Genomic DNA, 26166 nt, shown 5'->3' on the forward strand with positions numbered 1-26166 from the left:
AGGTTTTTTATACTTGATATTTTGAAGTAGCTTTTGAGTTTCTTTAGTGAAAAATAAAAAAGTAGCTAAAGACGGCATTTATTAGAGTCGTTATTAGTTTAAGAGCCCTTAAATATTTTAAGGGAAAAAAGGTGGTACCGCGAATCTTCGTCCTTTTATGGAGGAGGTTTTTTTTATTTTATTTGGAAATATGATAAATTTAAGGAGGAAATAACACAATGGAAGATAAAAATATCTCTACAACTTATAACCCAAAAGAATTTGAAGAAAGATTATATAATGTTTGGCAAGAAAAAAAATACTTTACTCCAAAAGTTGATAAGAGTAAAAAACCTTATACAATAATAATGCCACCACCAAATATAACTGGAAAACTTCACTTAGGGCATGCGCTTGACAATACTTTACAAGATATGCTTATAAGATTTAAGAGAATGCAAGGATATTGTACTTTATGGCTTCCAGGGGAAGACCATGCATCTATTGCAACAGAAGTTAAAGTTGAAAATGAACTTTTAAAACAAGGTCTTAATAAAAAGGAAATGGGAAGAGAAGCATTCTTAGAAAAAGTTTGGGAATGGACAGATGAGTATAGAGAAAAAATTAGAGAACAACTTAAAAAAGTTGGAGTTTCTGCTGATTTTACAAGAGAAGCTTTCACTATGGATGAAAATTTAAGCAAAGCTGTAAAGCATGTATTTGTTAAACTTTATAATGAAGGGCTTATATATCAAGGAAACAGAATAACTAACTGGTGTCCTAAGTGTCAAACAGCTCTATCTGATGCTGAAATTGAATATGCAGAAAAAGAAGGAAGCTTCTGGCATATAAAATATCCAGTTGTAGGTTCTGATGAATTTTTAGAAATCGCAACAACTAGACCAGAAACTCTTTTAGGGGATGCTGCTGTTGCTGTAAATCCTAATGATGAAAGATATAAACACTTAGTTGGTAAAATGTTAAAATTACCTTTAACAGATAGAGAAATACCAGTTGTAGCTGATGATTATGTTGATTTAGAATTTGGAACTGGTGCGGTTAAAATAACACCTGCTCATGACCCTAATGATTTCCAAGTAGGTTTAAGACATAACTTAAAACAAATAAGAATTATGGATGATGCTGGAGTTATAAATGAATTAGGTGGAAAATATCAAGGGTTGGATAGATATGAGGCAAGAAAGGCTATGGTTGCTGATTTAGAGGCTCAAGGTTTACTTGTTAAAATAAAACCTCATACACATAACGTTGGAACTCATGATAGATGCGGAACTGTTATAGAACCTATAATATCAAAACAATGGTATGTCAAAATGGATTCTTTAGCAAAACCAGCCATAGAAGTTGTTAAAAATAAAAAAACTAAGTTTGTTCCTGAAAGATTTGAAAAGATATATTTTAACTGGATGGAAAATATTCAAGATTGGTGTATATCAAGACAATTATGGTGGGGACATAGAATACCTGTTTACTACTGTCAAGATTGTGGTGAAATAATGGTATCAGAACATGATGTAACTACATGTACAAAATGTGGTTCAAGCAAAATAGAACAAGAAACAGATGTTTTAGATACTTGGTTTAGTTCTGCACTATGGCCATTTTCAACTCTTGGTTGGCCAGATAAAACAGAGGATTTAGAGTATTTTTATCCAACATCAACATTAGTTACTGGATATGATATTATATTCTTCTGGGTTGCAAGAATGATTTTCTCAGGAATACACAACATGGGAGAAACTCCATTTGACACTGTGTTAATTCATGGTATTATAAGAGATTCTCAAGGAAGAAAAATGAGTAAATCTTTAGGAAATGGTGTAGATCCACTAGAAGTTATAGATGAATATGGTGCAGATGCTTTAAGATTTATGTTGGTTACTGGAAATGCACCAGGAAATGATATAAGATATATTCCTGAAAGAGTAGAAGCTGCTAGAAACTTTGCAAACAAGATTTGGAATGCTTCAAGATTTGTTATGATGAACTTAGATAGAGATATCATGAACAAATATAAAGATTCTACAGATTATAGCTTAGCTGATAAATGGATTTTATCAAGAATGAATGGTTTGGTAAAAGAAGTTACTGAAAACATGGAAAAATATGAACTTGGAATAGCGCTTCAAAAGGTTCATGATTTCCTTTGGACAGAATTCTGTGATTATTATATAGAACTTGTTAAACCAGTTTTATATGGAGAAGATGAAAAATCTAAGGGAATAGTATTTAATGTTTTATATAAAGTTTTAAATACAGGACTTAAGCTTTTACACCCAGTAATGCCATTTATAACAGAGGAAATATATACTCACTTAAGCACAGAAACTGAATCAATAACTATAGCTTCTTGGCCAGAATATGATGAAAGTTTAGTAAATGAAAAATCTGAAAAAGATATGGAATTTATAATGGAAGCTATAAAGGCTTTAAGAAATCTAAGAGCTTCAATGAATGTTCCACCATCTAGAAAAGCTAAAATAATAGCTTATATTTCAGAAGAGGCTAAAGATGCGTTTATAAATGGTGCAGCATATTTAGAGAAGTTAGCTTCAGCATCTGAAGTAACATTTATAGATAATAAAGATAATTTAGCTGAAAATTTGGTTTCAGTAGTTGTTAAAGGTGGGGAATTATTCTTACCACTTTTAGACCTTGTAGATAGAGAAAAAGAATTAGATAGATTAAATAAAGAAAAAGATAAATTAGAAAAAGAAATAGATAGAGTAGAGAAAAAACTTTCAAATGAAAAGTTTGTAAGCAAGGCACCGGAAGCTGTTGTAAATGAAGAAAAAGCTAAAGGTGAAAAATATAAAGAAATGTTAAATGCTGTCCTAGAAAGAATAAGTGCTTTAAAATAAGTAGTTAAATATTAAAAAAATACTTCCCTACATCTTTTAAAGATGTAGGGAAATTTTATAGGAGGAATTCTATGAATTACAATGAGGCTATGGAATATATTGAAAATACAGCTAAGTTTGGAATGAATCTGGGTTTAGAGAGAATTTTAAAAATACTTGAGTATTTAGATAACCCTCAAGATAAAATAAAGTGTATTCATGTAGGTGGAACTAATGGAAAAGGATCAACTACTGCTATGATATCCTCGATTTTAATAGAAGAGGGTTATAAGGTAGGCATGTATACATCACCTTATTTAGAGGAGTTTGAAGAAAGAATTCAAGTAAATGGAGAAAATATAAAAAAGCAAGAATTAGCGTCTATAGTAACAGAGATTAAAAGTGCTATATCAAAAGTTGATGTTATAAAGTTTGGAGCTCCAACACAATTTGAAATAATAACAGCTTTAATGTTTTATTATTTTGCTAAAGAAGAAGTAGATTATGCAGTAGTTGAAGTTGGTCTTGGAGGAAGATTGGATGCAACAAATGTTATAAATCCAGTTTTAGTTGTTTTAACTTCTATAAGCTTAGATCATATGAACATACTTGGAAATACATTAAAAGAAATTGCAAGTGAAAAGGTAGAAATTATAAAAAAGGATTGTACAGTTATATCATACCCTCAACAAGAAGAAACCTTAAATGTTATAAGGTCTAAGTGTGAGGAATTAAATAATAAATTAATAGTAGTTAAAAAAGAAGATATAAGACAAGTTGTTATAGATAAAAATAATTTTACTCAAAAAATAACAGCGGATATTTTAGATGAAACTTATAGTGTAGAATTATCTCTTATAGGAGAGCATCAGATATTAAATTGTATAGTTTGTTTAAATGCTATAAAACAGTTAAAAAACAAAGGGGTAATTATTAAAGATTCTTCAATAAATAGAGGATTATCAAATGTTAAATGGATTGGAAGAATGGAAGTATTAAAAAAGAATCCATTAGTTGTTATAGATGGTGCACACAATATAGATGGCATAGAAAAATTAAGAATTAGTGTAGATAAGTATTTAAATTATAATAGACTTATTTTAATAGTTGGAATCTTAGGTGATAAAGAAGTTAGTAAGATGTTAAATGTTATAACAGATAAGGCAAGCTATGTAATAGTTACAGAACCGCATAATTATAGAGCAGAATCGTCTAGTGTTTTATATGAAAAGGTTAAGGAAAAGGGGATTGAGTGTTTTGATATAGAAGATTATGAAGAGGCTTATAAAAAAGCATTATCTTTAGGGAATGATGATGATTTAATATTAGTTTGTGGTTCTTTATATATGATTGGAGATATGAGAAAAGTTATAAGAAAGTACAAATCTTGTACTTAGAAAAAGAAAAGATAAGAAGATGAAGCTTCTTATCTTTTTTTATTACCATATTTTAAATCATATTCTTTTATTATAGATTGCATATTATTAGTGCTTGGTGTATAAAGTTTATCATTAAATATAAAATCTTTTAAGGCTTTAGATGTTTCTTTTTTATCAAAAAGTAAAACCCAACCCTTAGATGGATATAATCTTTCTTTAGAAATAGAATTTATAGGAATTTGAAGTTGCTCTATCGAAGAATTTTTAGAATAAATGGTTAACGTAGTTAAAAAATAATTTATTGCACTAGTTATGTTTATATTAGTTTTTATATAGGGAAATAAATCTTTTACAAGTTGTACTGTTTTAAAAGGAGATAAAGTTTTTATTTTAGCTAAAATTAAATTAATTAGATTTCTTTGCCTTGTAGTTCGTTCATATTCGCCATCTCCGACTTTTCTGATTCTTGCATAAGATAAAGCTTGATAGCCATTTAGAGTATATTCTCCAGAAGATAAGATTAAATCTGATGTATTTCCGCCACTATCTAAAATAAACTTATTAAGTTCTGAAACTTCATAATCGTTAATATTTGCTGTTATCCCGCCTATAGTGTCAATGATTTTCCTAAAACTGTTAAAATCAACAATAATATAATTATTGATTTTTATTCCAAAGTTATTCTCTATGGTTTCAATGGTTTTTAAAGGGCCACCATATGCAAAGGAATGATTTAGTTTTTCTTCTCCATGATTATCAATATTAACCAACATATCTCTTAGGAGTGATGTGATTTTTAGTTTTTTGTTAACATTATCTATAGTAAGAATCATTATAGAATCAGCTCTAGATGTAGTATCATAAAATCTAGCATCACTGCTTAGTAAAAGAATATTTGAAATTCCTGAAACTTCTGTAAAGGGGATTGAATCTTTATTATTTTGAACATCATAGGTATCTGAAACTACGTCATATTTAGATAAATTATTTAAATTAAAAAAAAATAAAAAAGATATAAGTAGAAATGTAAAAAAAATTAATATAGAAGAAGCTTTTGTTTTTATATTGAATTTTTTCATATGTAAAACTCCTTAGACAATAATTAATAAAATTATATATTAATATTGTTTTTAAAGAGTAAAAAAAATATACATAAACCTCCTAAAATAAAAAGGAGGTATGTATTTAAGAATTTATTAAAGCTGTTATTATTTTATTATATATTTCAGAAGAATTCTCTTTCCATTTGTTACATAAAAATTTAGCTTCTTCTTTAGATGGAACGCTTATTGTGAAATCTATGATTAAAAAATCATTTTCTTTTGCTTTTAGATTTACCAAAAATGAATTGTTATTATCTATAGTGTAATCAGAGAAAATGCTAAATTCTTTTTTTATGCTTTCTCTTTTATTATTTACGCAGTTATCTATATATTTTAATTTATTTGCTGAAATTCTATCTTTAAATAGGGATAAAACTCTATCGCCTTTTTTAGTAAGTAGAATAACTTCCTTAGAATCTTTATTTTCGTATCTAAGGAAATCAGAATTTATAAGTTCTGAAATATATTGTTGTAACATAAAATAATTTATGAAACTATTTTCTAATACAATATCAGTTAATTGAGTATTAGAAATAGGATATTTTATAGATTTTATTATGTGTAAAAGTAGCAGTTTGTTCTCCGCTAACTCTAAAGTATTATCATTCATTTTTACTCAGCCTCCATAGATACTTTTGAATAATACTCATATTATAGCATATAACTTTTACTATAATAAAGATATTTGTATTTTAGATGGGAGTAAATATGATATTTATAAGAAAAAATAAAATAATAAATATTTTACTTTTGCTTTTGGTAATTGGATTTTATACAATTTTCAAGTCAGATATAGGAATTTTTAATAGTGATATAAAATCAATGCCAATTTATAAAGTAGATACAGATAGTAAAAATATTTCTATAACCTTTGATATTAATTGGTGCGATGAAGATTATTTATATGATATTTTAGATGTTTTAGATAAGCATAATGTAAAGGCAACATTTTTTATAATGGGAAAGTGGGTTATTTATCCTGAGGGAAATTTAGAAAAGTTGCAGGAAATTTATAATAGAGGTCATGAAATTGGAAATCATAGTTATATTCATCCTAACTTTACGAATATAGATGAGCAAAGAATAAAAAATGAAATTCAAAAAACTGAAGATATAATAAATGAAGCCATAGGGATAAAAACTAATCTTTTTAGATTTCCAAGTGGAGCTTTTAATGAAAGTGCTGTAAATATTGTAGAGGGGTTAGGATATATCCCAATTCATTGGAGTTCTGATAGTGTTGATTGGAAAAATACAAGCTTAGATATAGAATATAACAGGGTGTTAAAGAGTATAGAGCAGGGAGGTATAATGCTTTTTCATAATAATGGGAAATATACTGCTCAAAATTTAGATAAACTAATTCCAAAGCTTAAATCAGATGGTTATAATTTTGTGAAAGTGGGAGAATTAATTTATAACAATAATTACATTATAGATGAAAACGGAATACAAAGAAATAAATAAAATAAATTATATAAATATCTTGAAAAGGTTGATTAAAATGTATTATAATGGAAACAGTAATCGATTTGTATTGCAATAGATAATAATAAAAAACACTTAATTTAATCTTATTTTAAACACTAATGGGGAGAGGGGTTTAAGTTAAAATGGAAAATTTAATGAAAAATAATTCAATTCATTTAGAAGGGACTTTATTATCAAAGTTAGAATTTAGTCATGAAATGTATGGGGAAAAATTCTATACTTTTGATTTAGAGGTTATGAGACTTAGCGATTCAAAAGATATATTAAGCATAACAGTTTCAGATAGATTAATAACTAATATGAGTTTAGAAATTGGAACAGAAATAATAGTAGAGGGTCAACTTAGAAGTTATAATAAATTTGTAGATGGTAGTAATAAACTTATACTTACTGTATTTGCAAGGGATATAAAGCCATGCGAGGAAAAAAGCAAAAATCCAAATGAGATTTTCTTAGATGGATATATATGCAAAGAACCTATATATAGAACTACACCATTTGGTAGAGAAATTGCTGATGTATTATTAGCTGTAAATAGAGCATATAATAAATCAGATTATATACCTACAATTGCTTGGGGAAGAAATTCTAGATTTTGTCAAACTCTAGAGGTTGGAGATAATATAAGAATATGGGGAAGACTTCAAAGTAGAGAATATCAAAAGAAAGTTTCAGATAATGAAATAGTTAAAAAAATTGCTTATGAAGTTTCAATATCTAAAATGGAAAGAGTGGTAGAACAACAAGAGCAAGAAATAGAAAATAATGAATTTGTAATTAGTTAAGTAAAAAAGCTGTAGTATATAATATATACTACAGCTTTATGTATTAAATCTATTTTCTTAAATCATCAAGGATTTCTGTTTTTCCTTTTGTTTTATCATCAACAGATTTAATTATTTTAGCTGGTGTTCCTGCAACTACAACTCCTGCTGGTACATCTTCAACAACAACAGAACCTGCTGCAACAACAGAACCCTTTCCTATTCTAACACCTTCTAATATAACAGCGTTAGCACCTATTAAAACATCATCTTCTATGATACATGGGCTTTTGCTAGGTGGTTCTAAAACTCCAGCAACAACTGCTCCAGCACCTAAGTGAACTCTTTTACCAAGTTGTCCTCTAGCACCTACAACAGCATTCATATCAACCATAGTGCTTTCACCAATTTCAGCACCTATGTTTATAACGGCTCCCATCATTATAACGGCGTTTTTACCGATAGAAACTCTATCTCTTATTATAGAACCTGGTTCTATTCTAGCATCAAATTTTAATAAATCTAACATTGGTATAGCTGAATTTCTTCTATCATTTTCTAATCTAAAGCTTTCTATTTTAGATTTGTTAGAATTTAAAAAATCTAAAATTACATCGCTTTCGCTAAATAAAACATAAGAATTGTTGCTTCCGTACCATTCTATGTTTTTTAAATCATCTTCAGAAAAAGCTCCTTTAAGATAAACTTTTACTGGAGTAGATTTTTTTACTTCTTTAATGAATCTTGCGATTTCATATGGGTCAGTGAAATTATAATCCATAAAACTTACATCCTTTCAAAAACATAATACAAAATTATTATAAACAAAAATAAACATCAATAAAAGAGTAAATATAAGAAAGGTGAAAAGTTTTTGCGAAAGTTTGGCAAAATAATGTTCAAAATAAATTTAATACTGTAAAATATTATTTAAGGAGGGGATAGTGATGGGAAATTTAGAGAAGGGATATACTCAAATCTATACTGGAAATGGAAAAGGAAAAACAACAGCAGCTATGGGTCTTGGATTTAGAGCTTGTGGAGATGGAATGATTGTTCATGTTGTACAATTTTTAAAGTCTTTTAATACAGGAGAATTAAATTCTGCTAAAATTTTAGGAGAAAATTTTAAGATATATAGATTTGAAACTCCAAAAGGTTTTACTTGGCAGCTTAGTAATGAAGAAAAAAAATTATTGCAAGAAGAAATTAAAAAAGAATATGATTTTGCTATGGAGGAGTTGTTAGGTAGAAGGTGTGATGTCTTAATATTAGATGAAATAATGGGGGTATTAAATGCAGGATTCATAAAAGAAGAAGATGTATTAAGACTTATGGATTTAAAGCCAAGTGATATGGAGCTTATTTTAACGGGAAGAAATGTTCCAGAAAAAATTTTAGAAAAGGCTGATTTAGTTACTGAGATGAAAGAAATAAAGCATTACTATAAACAAGGCGTTAATGCTAGGAAAGGAATTGAGTTTTAAAATGAATAAAAGTGTTGAAGCAATTGAAATATCAGGAATAAGAAAGTTTTTTAATAAAGTTTCTAAATATCCAAATGCAATTTCTCTAACTTTAGGTCAACCAGATTTTGATGTACCATCTAGGGTTAAGAATGCGATAATAAAAGCGGTAGAAGATGGAAAATCTAAATATACAGCTAATGCTGGTATAGTGGAACTTAGAGAAGAGATATCAAAATTTTTAAAGACTTTAGATATAAATTATGATAAAGATGAAATCATGATAACAGTAGGTGGAAGTGAAGCTCTTTTTTCTGTACTTATGGGGCTTTTAAATAAAGGGGATAAGGTTTTAGTGCCATCTATAGGTTATCCAGCTTATGAGAGTATTACAAAAATGCTAGAAGGGGAAACTGTAGTTTATAACTTAAATGACGATTTTACAATAAATATTGATAGTTTAGAAGAAGGAATAAAAAATGGAGCAAAAGTTTTAATACTTTCGTATCCAAGTAACCCGACAGGAGCTTTACTTAGCAAGGAAGATAGAGATTCATTACATAAAATTATAAAGGAAAATGATGTTACAGTAATAACAGATGAAATATATTCATCTTTATGTTTTGAGGATAATTATTATTCAGTTGCACAGTATAACGATATAAAAGATAAAATAATATATGTAAGCGGTTTTTCAAAAATGTTTTCCATGACAGGCTTAAGACTTGGGTATGTTGCGTGTAATAAAAAGTTTTTAAATGAATTTATAAAGGTTCATCAATATGGAGTATCTTGTGCACCTTCAATAGTTCAATGGGGAGCATTAGAAGGGTTAAAATATTGTTTAGATGATGTTGAAAATATGAAAAACTCTTTTAAAGAAAGAATGGAATATGTATATTTTGAACTTGTAAAAATGGGATTTGATGTTGTAAAACCTAAGGGAGCATTTTATATTTTACCTAGTATAAAAAAATTTAATATGACATCAGAAGAATTTTGTGACAGATTGTTAAGTGAGGGCGGAGTTGCTTGTGTTCCTGGAAGTGCTTTTGGAAATGGTGGAGAAGGATATATTAGAATTTCATATTGTTATAGTAAAGAGTCTTTAGAAAAAGCTCTTAAAGCTATCAAACAATTTGTAGATACCTTATAATAAAAAAGAATGTTAAACAAAAAGATATAGCTTTAAAAAATTTTATAAAGCTATATCTTTTTTTGTTATATTAAAGTTCTATATTCAAAACATCATCCATTGAATATTTTCCAGCCTTAGATACACTAGCCATATATTCGCAAGCTTTAAGAGAACCTATTGCAAAAACTTCTCTTGAAATAGCTTTGTGATTGATTTCTATAACTTCACCATCACCTGCAAATATAACTTCATGATCACCTATTATTCCGCCGCCTCTTACGGTATTAACACAAATTTCATTTTTCTCTCTTTTACCATAGCCTTCTCTTCCATAAATAAGCTTTGTTTCTTCATCTAAAGAATCTTGAATGGTATGAGCTAAATATAGTGCTGTTCCACTTGGAGAATCAACCTTTTGATTGTGATGTCTTTCCACTAATTCTATATCGAAATCTTTATATAAAACAGGGGCTATTTTCTTTAAAACTAGGTTTATTAAATTTACACCTATGCTCATATTAGCTGATTTAAATAAAGGTATTTCTTTAGAAGTTTTATCTATAAATTCTAAATCTTCTTTAGAGTAACCAGTAGAGCAAAGAACTAGAGGTTTTTTTGTTTTCTTAGAAAATTCAATTAATCCTTTAAGGGCATCTGCTCTTGAAAAATCAAGTAAAACATCATAAGAAACATTACATTCATCTAAAGTTTTAAAGATTGGATAATCTCTTTGAACTTCTGTAAAAGAATCTATACCAGCTACTATTTCTATATCTTTAAATTTAGTTTTTGCTAAGTTTGTTATAGTTGCTCCCATTTTTCCAGAACAACCATTTAAAATAACTTTAACCATTATATATTCGCCTCCTTTTTTATTTTAATTATTTTATAAGGTTATGATTTTTTAATTCTTGTTTTAAGACTTGTAAATGAGAAGGTTCCATATCGCATAAAGGAAGTCTTAAAGATCCACACTTAAATCCCATTAAGTTTGCGGCTGTTTTAACTGGAATTGGATTTGTTTCAATAAATAATGAATTAGCAAGACTTAAATATTTAAGTTGAATATCTAAAGATTCTTTAGTTTTACCATCAAAATATAATTTGCACATATCATGTGTTTCTTTAGGAATTACATTTGCTAAAACAGATATAACCCCAGCTCCTCCAAGAGATAAAACAGGAAGAATTTGATCATCATTTCCAGAATATATATCAAAATCTGTATCTTTACAAAGAGCAGCCATCTCAGCTACTTGAGATAGGTTTCCGCTAGCTTCTTTTATAGCTACAATATTTTTAAACTGCATTAATTCTTTTAAAATGCTAGGTGTTATATTCATTCCTGTTCTAGATGGAACATTATATAATATTATTGGTATGTTTACGGAATCATTAACTGCTTTAAAATGTTCTATTAGTCCTCTATTTGATGTTTTATTATAGTATGGTGTTATAACTAAAACTCCATCAACCCCAACACTTTCACACCAAGTACTCATTTCTATTGCAGCCTTTGTATTGTTTGAACCAGAACCTGCGATAACAGGTATTCTTTTATTTACTGTGTCAACTGTAAATTTTATGGCTTCCTTTCTTTCATCTAAAGTCATAGTAGAAGCTTCACCAGTTGTTCCACAAATTAATATAGCATCAGTTTTGTTCTCTATGTGCCATTCTAATATTTTTTTAAGTTCAGCAAAATTAATTCCATTTTCATCAAAGGGTGTTAATAAAGCTACACAAGAGCCTTTAAAAATTGACATAAGTTTTTCCTCCGTATCTTTTATTTAATCATAAGCTCTGCAATTTGAATTGCATTAAGTGCTGCACCTTTTCTTATATTGTCAGCAACTACCCAAATATTAAGACCGTTATCAACACTAAAATCTCTTCTAATTCTTCCAACAAATACTTCATCATGACCTGAGAATTCTAAAGGTGTAGGATATTTAAGATTAGCTGTATCATCATAAACTACAAGTCCTTTAGAAGAATTAAATAAAGAGAATATGTCTTGAAGTTCAAAAGGAGTATTAAGTTCTATATTTATACTTTCGCTATGAGCATTTAAAACTGGTACTCTAGCTGTTGTTGCAGTTATTTTTAAAGTAGAATCATGAAGTATTTTTTTTGTTTCTTCAATCATTTTAATTTCTTCTTTTGTATATCCATTATCTAAAAATACATCAATATGTGGTAGAATATTTCCAGCTATAGGATATGGGAATTTTTTAGGGGCAACCCCTTGTAAGCCTTCTTCTAAGTCTTTAATACCTTGAATACCAGCTCCTGATACTGCTTGATAAGTAGAGTAAACTATTCTTTTTATTCCATATTTATCATGAAGTGGTTTTAAAGCAACCATGGCTTGAATAGTAGAACAGTTTGGATTAGCTATTATTCCATTGTGCCATTTTATATCTTCTGGATTTACCTCTGGAACTACTAAAGGAACTTTAGGATCCATTCTCCATGCACTACTATTATCTATAACAATTGCACCTTCTTTTGCAAACGTAGGTGCAAATTTTAAACTTGTATCCCCACCTGCTGAAAATAGTGCAAAATCAATCTTCTTATTCTTTATATTTTCCTCACAAAGCTCTTCAACTATAAAATCTTGTCCTTTAAATTTCATTGTTTTACCTTGAGATTTTTTAGAAGCAAACAGAAATAATTCTTTTATTGGAAAATTCCTTTCTTCAAGTATTTCTAAAAATTTTCTTCCAACATTTCCTGTTGCCCCAACTACTGCTACGTTATACACTTTGTTACCTCCAGTTATTATAATTTTTAATATAAATGTGTTTTATTAATATTAAATAATGCTTAAATTAAAAGTACATATTATTAATATATAATATTATTATATATTAACTATAGTGCAATTTATATTTAATTATCAAGTATATATTAAATATTTTATATAAAAATGCTATTTAGTTTTAAGCTTTGAGAATAATATGTAACTAAAATTGAAATAATATATATTATTTCAATAAATAGTCAGGAGAAAAATATATGAGTAAAACACCATTAAAGAAAATAATAAAAAGTAAACTAAAGAAGCATAAAAAATTAACAGAAGCTGAGATTCTTAGAGAAAGAATGAAATATGAAATTGCACAAGAGCTTGGACTTAGTGAAAAAGTAAATGCTTTAGGATGGGGAGGACTTACAGCTGAAGAAACGGGAAGAATAGGTGGAATAATGACTAAAAGAAAAAAAGAAAGAAAAATACCAAGTAATGATGAAATACTAGGTAGAAAGAAACCCATTGACTAATAAATAAAAACTCTATAAGATTTATTTATAGAAAAATAGACTTTAGGAGTATACTTATGGAAAGTTATAAAATGATGGCTACGGTTTATGATGAACTTATAAGAGAAGATGTAAACTATGAATCTATAGCAGAGTATATTTTAGGTCTTTGTAATAAGTTTAACATAAGTTTTAGCAGTTATTTAGATTTAGCCTGTGGAACATGTAACGTAGGTTCTTATATAGGAAAAAAATTTAAAGAAAACTATTTTGTGGATTTATCTTCTGATATGCTTATAGAAGCTGACAAAAAATTAAGAGAATGTCGAATAAAAGGAAAGATAGTTTGTCAAGATATGAGTGACTTAAATTTAAATAAAACTTTTGATTTAATTACTTGTGTTTTAGATTCAACTAACTACGTTTTAGATGAGAATGATTTAACCAATTATTTTAGAGGAGTTTATAATCATTTAAACGATGATGGATTATTTGTTTTTGATATAAATTCTTATTATAAAATATCTGAAATTTTAGGAAATAATATATATAGCTATAATAGTGAGGATATATTTTATGTTTGGGAAAATATTTTCGAGGATGAAATTGTAGAGATGAATTTAAGTTTTTTTATAAAACAGCAAAATGGTCTATATAAAAGATTTGATGAGGTTCATGAAGAAAGAGGTTACAAAGATGAATTTATTGAAGAAATTTTAAGAAAAATAGGGTTTAATTTTGTAGAAAAATTTGATGGATATTCAAATCTTAAAGCCACTAATAAAAGTGAAAGAATAACTTATATAGTTAGAAAGTAGGAGGAATTTTTATGGGTGATAAAATAGTAAGAGCAACAGCAAAAGATGGAATGATAAGAATAATAGCAGCAGAAACTAGCGAATTAGTTAATGAAGGTGTGAAAGTACATGGGTGTACGCCAACAGCAGCTGCTGCACTTGGAAGAATGCTTACAGCTGGTGTTATGATGGGAGCTATGTTAAAATCAGAAAAAGAAGTTGTAACTCTTAAAATAAATGGCGGAGGAGAGGCTAAGGGAGTAATAGTTACAGCCTACTCAGATTGTACTGTAAAAGGGTATATAGGAAATCCAACAGTTGATTTGCCTCTAAACCCTAAAAATGGAAAATTGAATGTAGGAAAGGCTATTGGTAAAGATGGTACCTTAATGGTAATAAAGGATTTAGGACTTAAAGAACCATATGTAGGACAAGCTCCTATCTTTAGTGGAGAAATAGCAGAGGATTTATCATATTATTTTACGGTATCAGAACAAGTTCCATCAGCTGTAGCACTTGGAGTTTTGGTTGACAGAGATTATTCAATAAAGGTTGCTGGTGGTTTTATTATACAATTAATGCCAGGTGCAGATGAACTTTTAGGAGACCTTATAACTTACAGATTAGAAGAGTTTACATCAGTTACAGGAGAACTTGCAAAAGGGAAGACTATGGTTCAAATATTAGAGGATATATTTGATGGTATGGATTTAAAAATAAATAATGATACAGAAATTCCAAAGTATAAATGTGATTGTTCAAGAAGTAAGGTTGAAAGAGCATTAATTAGTATAGGGTATAAAGATTTAAAAGAGTTATATGATGATGGTAAGACAGAAGAATTAAAATGCCAATTTTGTAATAAGGCTTATGAGTTTACTCATGAAAATATAGGAGAACTTTTAAAAATAGCAACTCAAACTAAGAAAAATTAATATACTTTTAAAAATATTATAAAAAATATATTGACAAATAAATTTTTTATTTATATAATAATAAATATCTTCGACAAATGGAAGATATTTAGGCTCGATAGCTCAGTCGGTAGAGCAGAGGACTGAAAATCCTCGTGTCACTGGTTCGATTCCAGTTCGAGCCACCATTTTTGCGGAAGTGACTCAATGGTAGAGTGTCACCTTGCCAAGGTGAAAGTTGCGGGTTCGAGTCCCGTCTTCCGCTCCAAAAAGTATGGCGCTATAGCCAAGTGGTAAGGCAGAGGTCTGCAAAACCTTTATTCCCCAGTTCAAATCTGGGTGGCGCCTCCAAAATAAAACCTGTGAGATAATTCTTACAGGTTTTTTGTATTAACTTATAAAAATAAATATGAGAAAGAGAGGGGTAATTTACAAAAAATTGTTTAAATAAATTTAACGATTGAATTTGTAATAATATATTATGAAATTAGAAAAAATAGACAAAATAACGAACTTTAAATATTTAAACTTGTATAAATTAAAATTAAAAAATAAAAAAGGAAACCAAAAAGATTATTTTGTTGCAAGTAGGCGTGATGAGGAAGATTTAACTTGTGTGACAAAGGATCATAATAAGGCTGATGGTGTTATGATAATTCCAATAACTAAAGAAAATGAATTTGTTATAATAAAGCAGTATAGACCTGCAATAGATGGATTTATATATGAATTCCCAGCTGGTCTTGTAGATGAGGGTGAAACAGTAGAGGAAGCAAGTAGGAGAGAACTTTTTGAAGAAACGGGTTTAGAGTGTGTGTCTTTTGAATATTTGATAAAACCAAGTTATACATCAGTTGGCATGTCAGATGAAAATGTGGCTATTGTAAAAATGCTTGTAGAGGGAAGCCCAACTTCAGAAAATACAGAAGAAGATGAGGAGATAGAAATATTAAAAATCCCTGTTAAAGACTTTAAAAAATTTGCTAAAGATAATATTGTTTCAATAAAAGTTGCGATGGTAGCTGCTTTTATTGATGGTATATAGATGATTAAAAGGATGTGATTGTTCACATCCTTTTAATTTTATAGTATAAATATTTATTTTTAATTTTATTAAAATAAGGAAAATTATAAAAATGTAGTTAATTGAAAAAAGAATATATATTTATATGCTAGAGAGGTAACATTTATTACTTACTTGAGTAAAATAATACTATAATTATTGTTAAAATAAGGTTAAAATACTTCCTCTGTCTACAAGAGGTTTTTTAGATAGAAATATAGGTTTAACATCATGCTTTATCAAAAAATTTTCAATTTCTTTTCCGTATGGATGAAGATTATAGTTTCCGAAAAAAGCTATTTTATTTTCACATAAAAGCCCACAAGTGCCACCAATAAATCCATAGTTTAGATAGGGTAATGATATATCTTTTGCTGATATACCTAAAACATCTATTGGATATTTTTTAAGTTCATTATATATTCCAACATCTGAAGTTATAATAGCATTATTGCTTATAACAGCACAGGAGCATTTGGTATATCCTTGTTTTACATTTATTAAATTTTTTTCTTTAACGCTATTTAATAGGCATTCATCTGTGTATTTTAAATTATGAATAAAAAAGTCTTTTAAATTTACTGCATTTAAAGAAATATCATAAGGGTAAGTGTTTTTTAAATTTGTTTTTGCTTTTACTAGGTTTAAATTAAACTTGTTTAAAGAAGGATAGGATTTTAAATTGTTAAAGAGTTCTTCATGAGCTATTAATGTGTTATTAGACAGTATATTAAGTTGTATATCAGGATGTCCATCTATCGCTTTATATAAATTTTTAGATGGCAAAACTTTTATAATATCAAGGTTTTCAAGTGATAAGTTACTAATTTCTTCTTTAGAAATTCTATAATCTACAAAACATTTATTCATGGTCATTCTCCTATATAATTAATTATAAAAATAGTTTACTAAATATTTAAGCATTTTGTCGATTATTAAAATATTATTTTTGAATATTAGAAAAGTTTTAATACATACTAAAGGTAGAAAGGAGTGAGAGGATGCTTTTAATGAAGTTAGCTTATGAAGGTGAAGAAGCTTTTATTGATAATATACAAGAGATTAGAGAACTCTTAAAAAGTAAAGGAATAATTATTGGAATATCGGAAAGTATCGAGAAAAATACTCACTTCGTTAAAATTTTTTGCGATGATAAGGATTATAATGAAAAATTACAAAATAATATTTATTTATATATAAGTAATCTTATATATAAAACAATAATGGAGAATTTTAGAAGAAAGGAAATGCTAGAATATTTAACAGAAAATTATTTTTTCTTAAATCATGAAGAAATTATAGATATTGATAATGAAATAAATAAAATTGTATTTCAAAAAAATATTATAATGGATGAAACTTCAGTCTATTGTTTAAATAGAATTAATTCAATTGTTGAAAATATAAAAGCCTTTCTTAAAGAAACAGGTTATATAAATATAAATGGATTTATAAGATTTAGAATGAAGGCTATGATAGATACAATAGAGGAAATTATAGATAAAATTGTAGATAAATATATGGTTGAAAAAGAGTATAATGAGTTTATTAAGCTTTTAAAATATTTTGTAGATGTACAAGAATGTAAAATAGAAGAAATAGATTTAAGAATTTTGAATAATGGATTGTATGAAATAAAAAATGGTTTAGGAGAAGATGTATTTAAAGAATTTTTAAATGAAATAAAAGATAATGCTGATGAAAATACCATAAATATAGAGGATGTCATTATAAGTGGATTAATAACTAATGCACCGAGAAAGATAAAAATTTTTAACGAAGTAAAATGCAATAATAAAGAATTTTTAAGGACAATAAAGAATGTTTTTGGTGAGAGAGTTGAGGTTTATTAATAATATAACTTAAAATAACAAAATTATTTGACACAGCTTATAACTTGTGATAGAATTTTATTCGTTAAGAAGAAACAGCCGTTTCTCACCTTTCAACTTCGGTTAGTTGGGTTATTGAATTGTTTATTACGTTAAGTGTTGTAATAATAGAGGACGGCTTATGCCGTCCTTTTATTTTATAGAAGAGCAGTATTAGAAAAATCTATTAATGCTAAGAATCGTAAAGTTTGAGAGGAGGATATCACTATGCCAAAAATGAAAACTCATAGAGGTGCAGCAAAAAGATTTAAGAAAACAGGTTCAGGAAAGTTAAAGAGAGCTAAAGCTTTCAAAAGCCATATATTAACTAAGAAAAGTCAAAAGAGAAAAAGAAATTTAAGAAAAGCTGGATATGTTTCAGTAACTCAAGAAAAAACAATGAAAAAATTATTACCATACCTATAATTTATAATAAAACAGGAGGTCTAGAAAATGGCAAGAGTTAAAAGAGCGGTAAATTCTCGTAAGAATCATAAAAAAGTATTAAAACTTGCAAAAGGTTATTACGGTGGAAAAAGTAAATTATTTAAAACTGCTAACGAATCAGTAATAAGAGCATTAAGAAATGCTTACGTAGGAAGAAGATTAAAGAAGAGAGATTATAGAAGATTATGGATAGCTAGAATAAATGCAGCTACAAGAATGAATGGTCTTTCATATTCAAAATTTATGAATGGAATAAAATTAGCAGGTGTTGATATAAATAGAAAAATGCTTTCTGAAATAGCTATAAATGATGCTAAAGCATTTGCGGATTTAGTTGAATTAGCTAAGAAAAATTTAAATGCTTAATTTTATTTAAATAATGCGGAGAAATCCGCATTATTTTTTTGAGTTTATCTTCATAAATATTACATAAATTCATTTTAAATATATTTATTTAAATATAAATTATTTTATTAAAATAATGTTAAAATAATATAAAAAAGTATTTATTGTGATATAATTATTTTATTATAATTTTGGAGGAACTTATGTATATCAATGTAAGTAGAAAGATAAAATTAAGTGCTGTACAAATATTGGCTATAGGTTTTTTATCTTTAATAATAATTGGTGGAATCATATTAAGTTTGCCTATATCATCAGCTAGTGGGACAGGTACTAACATTATAGATGGTTTTTTTACATCAACTTCAGCTGTTTGTGTAACTGGGCTTATAACATTAGATACTGCTACACACTGGAATTATTTTGGAAAAACAGTTATAATAATTTTAATACAAATAGGTGGTTTAGGATTTATGTCTTTTACTACTTTATTTGCGTTAATACTTAAAAAAAAGATAAGATTAAGGGAAAGATTGGTTCTTCAAGAAGCTATGAATACCTTTGGAATACAGGGGTTAGTTAGGCTTATGAGATATATATTAATTTTTACTTTTTCTATAGAGTTTATGGGAGCTTTACTTTATGCAACTCAGTTTGTACCTCAATTTGGAGTTTTAAAGGGTATATATTATAGTGTATTTGCATCTATATCAGCTTTTTGTAATGCAGGATTTGATTTGATGGGAAACTTTTCGAGTATAACAAGTTATGCGACTAATATTACCATATTATTAAATACATCAGCTCTTATAATAATAGGAGGATTAGGGTTTGCAGTTTGGTCTGAACTTTATAGTTTTAAAAATTTAAAAAAACTATCTTTGCATACTAAGATTGTATTATTAACAACTTTCATATTGATTGTATGTGGAATGGTTTTTATATTTTTATTTGAATATAATAATTCTAAAACTATAGGTAATATGTCTATAATAGATAAATTAACCAATTCTTTTTTTGCATCAGTGACTACTAGAACAGCAGGGCTTAATTCAATACCATTAAATGATATGACTGGAGCAAGTAAATTTTTAACTATTATATTTATGTTTATAGGAGGATCACCAGGATCTACAGCAGGGGGAATAAAGACATCAACTTTAGCTATAATAGTACTTATTATTATTGCTATTATAAAGGGAAGAGAAGATACCGAAGTTTATGGAAAGAGGATATCAAAAGATACTGTACAAAAAGCAATTCTTGTATTCATGCTTGGAATTTTTATAGTTTTGGTGGTAACTTTGATTTTAACAATTACAGAGCAAGCTTCTCTTGAATCATTAATATTTGAAGCGGTATCAGCATTTGGAACAGTTGGTTTAACACTTGGAGTAACTCCACATTTAAGTATAATAGGAAAAATAGTTATAATGATAACTATGTATTTAGGAAGAGTGGGCCCTATGACAGTTGTGCTTGCTATTACAAGAAAAAAAAGGAAAAGAGATTATAGATATCCTGAAGATAAAATATTAATAGGTTAGGGGTGTATTTTTTGGCTAAAAAACAATTTGTTATAATAGGACTTGGAAGATTTGGAGCGTCAATTGCAAAGACTTTATATGCTCTTGGAAATGATGTTTTGGCTATAGATAAAAAGGAAGATTTAGTTCAAGAAATTTCAGATAGTGTAACTCATGCTATACAAATGGATGCGACAGATGAAAGTGCTCTTAGGACTTTAGGAATAAGGAATTTTGAAGTCGCAGTAGTTACAATAGGGGATAATATACAATCTAGTATAATGGCGACACTTTTAGTTAAGGAACTTGGAGTTAAATATATAATTGCTAAAGGAAATAGTGATATACATGCTAAGGTTCTTTATAAAATAGGAGCTGATAGAGTAATACTTCCAGAGAAAGATATGGGGGTTAGGGTTGCGCATAATTTAGTTTCGTCTAATATTTTAGATTATATAGAATTGTCTCCAGATTACAGTATAATAGAAATAGATAGTCCAAATGAATGGTGTAATAAAACCATGAAGGAGCTTAATTTAAGAAGCAAATATGGAATAAATGTTATAGCTATTAAGAGAAATCATGATGTTAATATCTCGCCATATGCAGATGATCAAATACAAGAGGGAGATATTATAGTAGCTATAGGTTTATCTGAAGATTTAAATAGATTAGAATTTAAAATATCATCAAAATAATAAAAAGTTTAAGGCTCTAAAATCATTATATTTAATGGCTTAGAGCTTTATTATTTTTTGCTATTAAAAATGTGATATAATTTTTTTATATGAAGAAAAGAGGAGAAAAAGTTGATAATTATAGAAAGTAAGAGTAATTCTTTATTTAAAAATTTAAAAAAACTAAAAGATAAAAAAAAATATAGAGATGAAAAAAAACAATACATAATAGAAGGATTTAGGTTTGTAAAGGAGGCTATAAAAAGTAACACCTGTTTAGAATGTGTAATATTTACGGAAGATTTTTATAAAAAAGAAAAAGAATTTATAGATTCTTTAGAAAAGTTAAATATAAAATTAGTAATAATGACAAAAATTTTGTTAGATGAAATATGTGATACTGAAAACCCACAAGGAATAATTGCTGTAGCAGAATTTAAAGATAGTGTTTTAAATTTAGGAAATATGATAATACTTATAGATAAGGTTCAAGATCCAGGAAATATGGGTACGATTATAAGGACAGCACATGCTGTTGGGGCTTCTAGTATTATAATAACTAAAGGAACAGTGGATATTTATAATGATAAAGTTTTAAGATCATCTATGGGTTCTATATTTTATATACCAATTATTGAGGATTATAATTTAGATTTAGTTAAAAAATTAAAAAATCAAGGATATAGACTTTTAGTAAGTTCACTTCAAGGAGAAAATAATTTTTTTGAAGAAGATTTAAAAGGTAAGGTTATAATAGCGGTTGGAAATGAGGGAAATGGAGTAAGTGATGAAGTTTATAATATTTCTGATGTAAAAGTTAAAATACCCATGCCTGGAAATAGCGAATCATTAAATGTAGCTATTGCAACATCTGTTATGATGTATGAAAAGTTAAGACAAGATAGTATAAAGTAGTAATATAGGTTAAAAATAATATTAAAATATGATAAATACTTGTAATATTATATATGTATTAGTATAATATTAAAATGAATAACAACTAAAATTAAAAATTAAGCGTTGATAAAGAGAGTAGCTATGAAAATCTTTTTAGGGAGAGGAAACCTAGACTGGAAGTTTTCTTAAAGAAAGTTATAGTGAAGTTCACTTTGGAGCTCTAGCTGTGAAATTTAAATTTAAGGAAATTTAACAAAAGTAGTAGCTAGCGGATTAAGCCGTTATTTAAATTAAGAGAACAAAAGATATATAAAACTTAAAATAAATGTTTTTTGTTAATTAGGGTGGTAACACGGAAAAAACCCCGTCCCTTTTGAGGATGGGGTTTTTTATGTGCTTTTTTAAAATCTACTAATTTTTAAAAGGTTGTTGATTCTAATAAAAAAATGTGTATGGTGACCTTTTAAAAAGATTTTTTAAAAATCTACAATAGATAAAGGTGGGTGAGACACACATGACAGAGATTTATGAAAATATAGTAGTTGCTGTATTTGTTGGTGGACTTGTTGCAGCATATATAGCTAATACTATAAGACTTCGTAAAATGGGAGAATAAATAAAAAAATATAATAATTTTTATATAAAATATGAAAGGAGCTTAATTTATGCAAGAGCAATTAAAAAATATAGAAAATATTGCATTAGAAGAGTTAAAATTAGCTAAAGATAGTACAACTGTAGAAAATATAAGAGTTAAGTACTTAGGGAAAAAAGGTGAATTAACAACTATTTTAAGAAGTATGGGAGGACTTTCAAAAGAAGAAAGACCTATCATGGGTAAACTTGTTAATGAAGTTAAGGCAACTTTAGAGGCTAAACTTGAAGAAGTTTTAACTCAAATTAAAATCAAAGAAAAAAATGAAAAATTAGCAAATGAAGTAATTGATATTTCAATTCCAGGAACTAAAAATCTTGTAGGTAAAAGACACCCATTAGAATTAACATTAGATAGTATGAAAGAAATATTTGTGTCTATGGGCTTTACAATAGAGGAAGGACCAGAAGTTGAAAAAGATTATTACAATTTTGAAGCTTTAAATATTCCTAAAAATCACCCAGCTAGAAGTGAACAAGATACATTCTATATAAATGATAATATAGTTTTAAGAACTCAAACATCTCCAGTTCAAGCTAGAGTTATGGAAAAGCAAGAGCCTCCAATAAAGATGATATCTCCAGGTAAGGTATTTAGATCAGATGCAGTTGATGCAACTCATTCACCAATATTCTATCAAATGGAAGGATTAGTTATAGATAAGGGAATAACTTTTGCAGATCTTAAAGGAACACTAGAATTGTTTGCTAAGAAGATGTTTGGAGACAAGGTTAAAACTAAGTTTAGACCACATCATTTCCCTTTTACAGAGCCATCTGCTGAAATGGATGCAACTTGCTTTGTATGTAACGGAAAAGGCTGTAGAGTTTGTAAGGGAGAAGGTTGGATTGAAATATTAGGTTGTGGAATGGTTCATCCTGATGTTTTAAGAAATTGTGGAATTGACCCAGAGGTTTATAGTGGATTTGCCTTTGGATTTGGTGTTGATAGAATGGTTATGCTTAAATATGGCATAGATGATATTAGATTATTATATGAAAGTGATATGAGATTTTTAAATCAATTTTAAAATATAGGAGGATAGTTTATGAAAGTACCATTTAATTGGCTTAAGGATTATGTTGATATAGATATAGATGCAAAAGATTTAGGGGATAGATTAACCCTTTCAGGTTCAAAGGTTGAGGGAGTTGAAATTGCAGGTGATACAATACAAAACGTTGTAACTTGTAAATTCGTTGAAATAGAAAAGCATCCAGATGCTGAGAGATTAAGTGTTTGTCAAGTTGATATAGGTAAGGAAGAATTATTACAAATTGTAACAGCTGCAACTAATATGAAAGTTGGAGATATAGTTCCTGTTGCACTTCATAAATCAACTTTAGCAGACGGAACAGAAATTAAAAAAGGTAAGTTAAGAGGCGTAATGTCTAATGGTATGTTTTGTTCTGAAGAAGAATTAGGAATAGCAGGAGATGAGCCAGTTCATGGTCTTATGATATTACCTCCTGATACTAAGGTTGGTATATGTATAAAAGAAGCTTTAGGGCTTAATAAGGCTATATTAGATTTTGAAATAACTTCAAATAGACCAGATTGCTTAAGTATAGTTGGTATGGCAAGAGAAACTGCTGCAACTTTAGGAACAAGTTATAAGATGCCAAATTTAAATTATACAGTTAAATCATCTGACAATATAAATAATATATTAAAAGTTGAAGTTAAAGATGATTTGTGTAGAAGATACATGGCAAGAGGAGTTAAAAATGTAAAAATAGCACCATCACCTAAATGGATGCAAGAAAAACTATTTGATGCTGGGGTAAGACCAATAAACAATATAGTAGATATAACAAATTACGTTATGTTAGAACTTGGTCAACCAATGCATGCTTTTGATAAAAGACAAATATCTTCAGGAAAAATAGTTGTTGAAAGAGCAAAAGATGGTGAAAAGTTTGTAGCTTTAGATGAAGTTGAAAGAAATTTAAATAGTGATTTTTTATGTATTAAAGATGGAGAGAATATAGTTGCTTTAGCAGGAATTATGGGTGGTTTAGATTCAGGCATAAAAGATGATACAACAGAGATTATATTTGAATCAGCAAATTTTGATGGAACTAATGTTAGAGTAAATTCTAAAAAATTAGGTTTAAGAACTGAAAGTTCATCAAGATTTGAAAAAGATATAGACCCAAATCTTGCAGCTCTTGCAATAGATAGAGCTTGTGCTTTAATTGAAGAGCTAGATTGTGGAGAAATAATAGATGGAACTATTGATATTTATAATAAAAGAAAGGAACAACATACACTAACTGTTGATTCTGTATGGGTAAATAAATTTTTAGGAACTAATTTATCTAAGGAAGAAATGAAAAGATGTTTAGATAGCCTAGACCTAAAGACAAACATAAATGGCGATAATCTTGTTATAGATGTTCCAACGTTTAGAATAGATATAAATATAAAAGAAGATATAGCAGAAGAAATAGTTAGAATATATGGATATAATAATGTTCCTGCTACTATAATAAAAACTGTAACGGAAAGAGAGCCTAAAAATAAAAAACAAATATTAGATGACTTAGTAGCAAATATTATGATAGCTTCAGGATTAAATCAATCTATTAGTTACTCTTTTATAAGTCCTAAAACTTTCGATAAAATAAATTTATCTAATGATAGTTATTTAAGGAATGTAGTTAAGATTAAAAATCCTTTAGGAGAAGACTATAGTGTAATGAGAACAACCACTCTTCCTTCAATGATGGAATCTTTAGCAAGAAACTATTCAAGGAATAATGACTTAGTTAGATTATTTGAAATAGGTAAAACATATATTCCAGATGAGGATGAAAATAATCTTCCAACTGAAAAAAATATTTTAACAATAGGTATTTATGGAGAAGCAGATTATTATGCATTAAAGGGAGTAGTTGAGAACTTGTTTGATGCTTTAGGAATAAAGAGTGCATCCTTTAAGAGAATGAGTGAAAATCCAAGTTACCACCCAGGAAAAACTGCTGAAATTGTTATAGGAAGAAATTCTTTAGGAATTTTAGGAGAAATACATCCAGATGTTGCTGAAAATTACGGAGTAGAGGTTGATTGTTATGTGGCAGAGCTTGATTTAGATAGAATATATGAGTTTGCTAAGACAGTGAAATCATATAAACCACTTCCAAAATTCCCAGCAGTAACTAGAGATATAGCTCTTTTAGTTGATGATGTTATTTTAGTTCAAGAGATAGAAAATGTTATAAAAAAATCAGGTGGAAATTTAGTTGAATCTGTAAAATTATTTGATATCTACAAAGGAGCACAAATACCAGAAGGTAAAAAGAGCATAGCTTATGCAATTATATATAGAGATCCAAGTAAAACTTTAACAGATAAAGATGTAAATAAAGTTCATGATAAAATTTTAAAATCATTAGAGCAAAAATTAAATGCACAACTTAGATAATATTAAGAGAGGGGAAACTTTAAGTTTCCCCTTTTTTCTTGTTTAAAAGCCATAGTTCACAAAGAATTATGCCTATGGTAAAATAAAGATAGTACATTT

25 protein-coding genes, 3 tRNA genes and 3 other annotated features (1 of these 31 only partly in view) are annotated in these 26166 nt (G+C 27.9%); of the genes, 21 read left to right on the forward strand and 7 right to left on the reverse strand.

From position 1 onward, the window contains the following. Positions 1–158: a binding site (T-box leader), on the forward strand; it begins 67 nt to the left of the window's first position. Positions 159–218: 60 nt separating this feature from the next. Next, entirely contained in the window at positions 219–2861 is a 2643-nt protein-coding gene (locus DR020_RS06715; RefSeq protein WP_112365565.1) for a valine--tRNA ligase, read from the forward strand. Between the two features lie 71 nt (positions 2862–2932). Beyond that, the gene (locus tag DR020_RS06720) at positions 2933–4237 is read left to right on the forward strand and encodes a bifunctional folylpolyglutamate synthase/dihydrofolate synthase (RefSeq protein ID WP_112365566.1); all 1305 of its coding nucleotides are present in this window, start codon (positions 2933–2935) and stop codon (positions 4235–4237) included. 29 nt (positions 4238–4266) lie between these two features. On the opposite strand, the gene DR020_RS06725 is transcribed toward DR020_RS06720, so the two are convergent. Both DR020_RS06725 and DR020_RS06730 read right to left on the reverse strand, forming a co-directional pair. Next, entirely contained in the window at positions 4267–5298 is a 1032-nt protein-coding gene (locus DR020_RS06725) for an LCP family protein (protein WP_112365567.1), read from the reverse strand. A 106-nt stretch (positions 5299–5404) separates the two neighbouring features. Next, entirely contained in the window at positions 5405–5932 is a 528-nt protein-coding gene (locus DR020_RS06730) for a DUF4364 family protein (protein ID WP_055259203.1), read from the reverse strand. A gap of 98 nt (positions 5933–6030) precedes the next feature. Here DR020_RS06730 and DR020_RS06735 point away from each other — a divergent pair, with 98 nt between their 5' ends. Both DR020_RS06735 and DR020_RS06740 read left to right on the forward strand, forming a co-directional pair. Beyond that, positions 6031–6789 (forward strand): polysaccharide deacetylase family protein, encoded by a 759-nt coding sequence (locus tag DR020_RS06735; RefSeq protein ID WP_055259201.1) that lies wholly within the window; start codon positions 6031–6033, stop codon positions 6787–6789. Between the two features lie 146 nt (positions 6790–6935). Further along, positions 6936–7598 (forward strand): single-stranded DNA-binding protein, encoded by a 663-nt coding sequence (locus DR020_RS06740; protein ID WP_055259199.1) that lies wholly within the window; start codon positions 6936–6938, stop codon positions 7596–7598. 49 nt (positions 7599–7647) lie between these two features. On the opposite strand, the gene dapD is transcribed toward DR020_RS06740, so the two are convergent. Further along, entirely contained in the window at positions 7648–8358 is a 711-nt protein-coding gene (dapD, locus tag DR020_RS06745) for a 2,3,4,5-tetrahydropyridine-2,6-dicarboxylate N-acetyltransferase (RefSeq protein ID WP_112365569.1), read from the reverse strand. Between the two features lie 166 nt (positions 8359–8524). Here dapD and DR020_RS06750 point away from each other — a divergent pair, with 166 nt between their 5' ends. Both DR020_RS06750 and DR020_RS06755 read left to right on the forward strand, forming a co-directional pair. Continuing rightward, positions 8525–9064 carry a cob(I)yrinic acid a,c-diamide adenosyltransferase gene (locus tag DR020_RS06750; protein WP_112365570.1) on the forward strand — a complete coding sequence of 180 codons (540 nt, stop codon included), beginning with the start codon at positions 8525–8527 and terminating at the stop codon, positions 9062–9064. 1 nt (position 9065) lies between these two features. Continuing rightward, a complete protein-coding gene (locus tag DR020_RS06755; protein WP_112365691.1) occupies positions 9066–10199 on the forward strand; it encodes a pyridoxal phosphate-dependent aminotransferase in 1134 nt (377 codons plus the stop codon). Between the two features lie 70 nt (positions 10200–10269). Here DR020_RS06755 and dapB read toward each other — a convergent pair whose 3' ends face one another. The 3 genes from dapB to DR020_RS06770 are packed head-to-tail and all read right to left on the reverse strand — an operon-like array spanning position 10270 to position 12951. Then, on the reverse strand, positions 10270–11034 hold the full coding sequence (gene dapB / locus DR020_RS06760) for a 4-hydroxy-tetrahydrodipicolinate reductase (RefSeq protein WP_058992146.1): 765 nt from the start codon (positions 11032–11034) through the stop codon (positions 10270–10272). A 28-nt stretch (positions 11035–11062) separates the two neighbouring features. Further along, positions 11063–11947, reverse strand: coding sequence for a 4-hydroxy-tetrahydrodipicolinate synthase (gene dapA / locus DR020_RS06765; protein ID WP_112365571.1), 885 nt, complete (start codon positions 11945–11947; stop codon positions 11063–11065). A gap of 20 nt (positions 11948–11967) precedes the next feature. Continuing rightward, complete coding sequence (locus tag DR020_RS06770; protein ID WP_112365572.1) at positions 11968–12951, reverse strand: aspartate-semialdehyde dehydrogenase; 984 nt, start codon at positions 12949–12951, stop codon at positions 11968–11970. A 254-nt stretch (positions 12952–13205) separates the two neighbouring features. On the opposite strand from DR020_RS06770, the gene DR020_RS06775 reads away from it, so the two are divergent. The 7 genes from DR020_RS06775 to DR020_RS06805 all read left to right on the forward strand — a co-directional run bounded on the left by DR020_RS06775 (position 13206) and on the right by DR020_RS06805 (position 16204). Continuing rightward, positions 13206–13469 carry a small, acid-soluble spore protein, alpha/beta type gene (locus tag DR020_RS06775; protein ID WP_055259189.1) on the forward strand — a complete coding sequence of 88 codons (264 nt, stop codon included), beginning with the start codon at positions 13206–13208 and terminating at the stop codon, positions 13467–13469. A 56-nt stretch (positions 13470–13525) separates the two neighbouring features. After that, on the forward strand, positions 13526–14266 hold the full coding sequence (locus DR020_RS06780) for a class I SAM-dependent DNA methyltransferase (protein WP_055259188.1): 741 nt from the start codon (positions 13526–13528) through the stop codon (positions 14264–14266). A gap of 11 nt (positions 14267–14277) precedes the next feature. Beyond that, the gene (gene hslO / locus DR020_RS06785; RefSeq protein WP_112365573.1) at positions 14278–15180 is read left to right on the forward strand and encodes an Hsp33 family molecular chaperone HslO; all 903 of its coding nucleotides are present in this window, start codon (positions 14278–14280) and stop codon (positions 15178–15180) included. Between the two features lie 91 nt (positions 15181–15271). Continuing rightward, positions 15272–15347, forward strand: a tRNA-Phe gene (locus DR020_RS06790). A gap of 5 nt (positions 15348–15352) precedes the next feature. Then, a tRNA-Gly gene (locus tag DR020_RS06795) sits at positions 15353–15427 on the forward strand. Positions 15428–15435: 8 nt separating this feature from the next. Next, a tRNA-Cys gene (locus DR020_RS06800) sits at positions 15436–15510 on the forward strand. A 130-nt stretch (positions 15511–15640) separates the two neighbouring features. Further along, positions 15641–16204, forward strand: a complete 564-nt coding sequence (locus tag DR020_RS06805) for an NUDIX hydrolase (RefSeq protein WP_055259184.1) — start codon at positions 15641–15643, stop codon at positions 16202–16204. A gap of 180 nt (positions 16205–16384) precedes the next feature. Here DR020_RS06805 and DR020_RS06810 read toward each other — a convergent pair whose 3' ends face one another. Further along, the gene (locus tag DR020_RS06810) at positions 16385–17092 is read right to left on the reverse strand and encodes a DUF6873 family GME fold protein (protein ID WP_055259183.1); all 708 of its coding nucleotides are present in this window, start codon (positions 17090–17092) and stop codon (positions 16385–16387) included. A gap of 131 nt (positions 17093–17223) precedes the next feature. On the opposite strand from DR020_RS06810, the gene ytxC reads away from it, so the two are divergent. From ytxC to pheT, 8 genes are all read left to right on the forward strand, one after another. Continuing rightward, on the forward strand, positions 17224–18075 hold the full coding sequence (ytxC, locus tag DR020_RS06815) for a putative sporulation protein YtxC (protein WP_055259179.1): 852 nt from the start codon (positions 17224–17226) through the stop codon (positions 18073–18075). Between the two features lie 60 nt (positions 18076–18135). Next, positions 18136–18256, forward strand: a sequence feature (ribosomal protein L20 leader region). Between the two features lie 65 nt (positions 18257–18321). After that, the gene (gene rpmI / locus DR020_RS06820) at positions 18322–18519 is read left to right on the forward strand and encodes a 50S ribosomal protein L35 (protein WP_055256897.1); all 198 of its coding nucleotides are present in this window, start codon (positions 18322–18324) and stop codon (positions 18517–18519) included. Positions 18520–18546: 27 nt separating this feature from the next. Then, positions 18547–18906: a 50S ribosomal protein L20 gene (gene rplT / locus DR020_RS06825; RefSeq protein WP_055259178.1), complete on the forward strand. Its 360-nt coding sequence runs from the start codon at positions 18547–18549 to the stop codon at positions 18904–18906. A 182-nt stretch (positions 18907–19088) separates the two neighbouring features. Then, complete coding sequence (locus DR020_RS06830) at positions 19089–20432, forward strand: TrkH family potassium uptake protein (protein ID WP_112365574.1); 1344 nt, start codon at positions 19089–19091, stop codon at positions 20430–20432. Positions 20433–20443: 11 nt separating this feature from the next. Then, positions 20444–21109 carry a potassium channel family protein gene (locus tag DR020_RS06835; RefSeq protein ID WP_055257346.1) on the forward strand — a complete coding sequence of 222 codons (666 nt, stop codon included), beginning with the start codon at positions 20444–20446 and terminating at the stop codon, positions 21107–21109. A 111-nt stretch (positions 21110–21220) separates the two neighbouring features. Further along, positions 21221–22003: a TrmH family RNA methyltransferase gene (locus DR020_RS06840; protein ID WP_055257345.1), complete on the forward strand. Its 783-nt coding sequence runs from the start codon at positions 21221–21223 to the stop codon at positions 22001–22003. 96 nt (positions 22004–22099) lie between these two features. Next, positions 22100–22360, forward strand: a binding site (T-box leader). Between the two features lie 290 nt (positions 22361–22650). Next, the gene (gene pheS, locus DR020_RS06845; protein WP_055257344.1) at positions 22651–23670 is read left to right on the forward strand and encodes a phenylalanine--tRNA ligase subunit alpha; all 1020 of its coding nucleotides are present in this window, start codon (positions 22651–22653) and stop codon (positions 23668–23670) included. 18 nt (positions 23671–23688) lie between these two features. Next, on the forward strand, positions 23689–26067 hold the full coding sequence (pheT, locus tag DR020_RS06850; protein ID WP_112365575.1) for a phenylalanine--tRNA ligase subunit beta: 2379 nt from the start codon (positions 23689–23691) through the stop codon (positions 26065–26067). Positions 26068–26166 lie beyond the last annotated feature (99 nt).

It is taken from the genome of Sarcina ventriculi, from assembly GCF_900456775.1.
Taxonomy (GTDB): domain Bacteria; phylum Bacillota; class Clostridia; order Clostridiales; family Clostridiaceae; genus Sarcina; species Sarcina ventriculi.

What these genes read in the sequence shown, in the direction of transcription:
- DR020_RS06715 (WP_112365565.1), top strand. Translation starts at nt 219, where the DNA reads ATGGAAGATAAAAATATCTCTACAACTTATAACCCAAAAGAATTTGAA.
- DR020_RS06720 (WP_112365566.1), top strand. Translation starts at nt 2,933, where the DNA reads ATGAATTACAATGAGGCTATGGAATATATTGAAAATACAGCTAAGTTT.
- DR020_RS06725 (WP_112365567.1), bottom strand. Translation starts at nt 5,298, where the DNA reads ATGAAAAAATTCAATATAAAAACAAAAGCTTCTTCTATATTAATTTTT.
- DR020_RS06730 (WP_055259203.1), bottom strand. Translation starts at nt 5,932, where the DNA reads ATGAATGATAATACTTTAGAGTTAGCGGAGAACAAACTGCTACTTTTA.
- DR020_RS06735 (WP_055259201.1), top strand. Translation starts at nt 6,031, where the DNA reads ATGATATTTATAAGAAAAAATAAAATAATAAATATTTTACTTTTGCTT.
- DR020_RS06740 (WP_055259199.1), top strand. Translation starts at nt 6,936, where the DNA reads ATGGAAAATTTAATGAAAAATAATTCAATTCATTTAGAAGGGACTTTA.
- dapD (WP_112365569.1), bottom strand. Translation starts at nt 8,358, where the DNA reads ATGGATTATAATTTCACTGACCCATATGAAATCGCAAGATTCATTAAA.
- DR020_RS06750 (WP_112365570.1), top strand. Translation starts at nt 8,525, where the DNA reads ATGGGAAATTTAGAGAAGGGATATACTCAAATCTATACTGGAAATGGA.
- DR020_RS06755 (WP_112365691.1), top strand. Translation starts at nt 9,066, where the DNA reads ATGAATAAAAGTGTTGAAGCAATTGAAATATCAGGAATAAGAAAGTTT.
- dapB (WP_058992146.1), bottom strand. Translation starts at nt 11,034, where the DNA reads ATGGTTAAAGTTATTTTAAATGGTTGTTCTGGAAAAATGGGAGCAACT.
- dapA (WP_112365571.1), bottom strand. Translation starts at nt 11,947, where the DNA reads ATGTCAATTTTTAAAGGCTCTTGTGTAGCTTTATTAACACCCTTTGAT.
- DR020_RS06775 (WP_055259189.1), top strand. Translation starts at nt 13,206, where the DNA reads ATGAGTAAAACACCATTAAAGAAAATAATAAAAAGTAAACTAAAGAAG.
- DR020_RS06780 (WP_055259188.1), top strand. Translation starts at nt 13,526, where the DNA reads ATGGAAAGTTATAAAATGATGGCTACGGTTTATGATGAACTTATAAGA.
- hslO (WP_112365573.1), top strand. Translation starts at nt 14,278, where the DNA reads ATGGGTGATAAAATAGTAAGAGCAACAGCAAAAGATGGAATGATAAGA.
- DR020_RS06805 (WP_055259184.1), top strand. Translation starts at nt 15,641, where the DNA reads ATGAAATTAGAAAAAATAGACAAAATAACGAACTTTAAATATTTAAAC.
- DR020_RS06810 (WP_055259183.1), bottom strand. Translation starts at nt 17,092, where the DNA reads ATGAATAAATGTTTTGTAGATTATAGAATTTCTAAAGAAGAAATTAGT.
- ytxC (WP_055259179.1), top strand. Translation starts at nt 17,224, where the DNA reads ATGCTTTTAATGAAGTTAGCTTATGAAGGTGAAGAAGCTTTTATTGAT.
- rpmI (WP_055256897.1), top strand. Translation starts at nt 18,322, where the DNA reads ATGCCAAAAATGAAAACTCATAGAGGTGCAGCAAAAAGATTTAAGAAA.
- rplT (WP_055259178.1), top strand. Translation starts at nt 18,547, where the DNA reads ATGGCAAGAGTTAAAAGAGCGGTAAATTCTCGTAAGAATCATAAAAAA.
- DR020_RS06830 (WP_112365574.1), top strand. Translation starts at nt 19,089, where the DNA reads ATGTATATCAATGTAAGTAGAAAGATAAAATTAAGTGCTGTACAAATA.
- pheS (WP_055257344.1), top strand. Translation starts at nt 22,651, where the DNA reads ATGCAAGAGCAATTAAAAAATATAGAAAATATTGCATTAGAAGAGTTA.
- pheT (WP_112365575.1), top strand. Translation starts at nt 23,689, where the DNA reads ATGAAAGTACCATTTAATTGGCTTAAGGATTATGTTGATATAGATATA.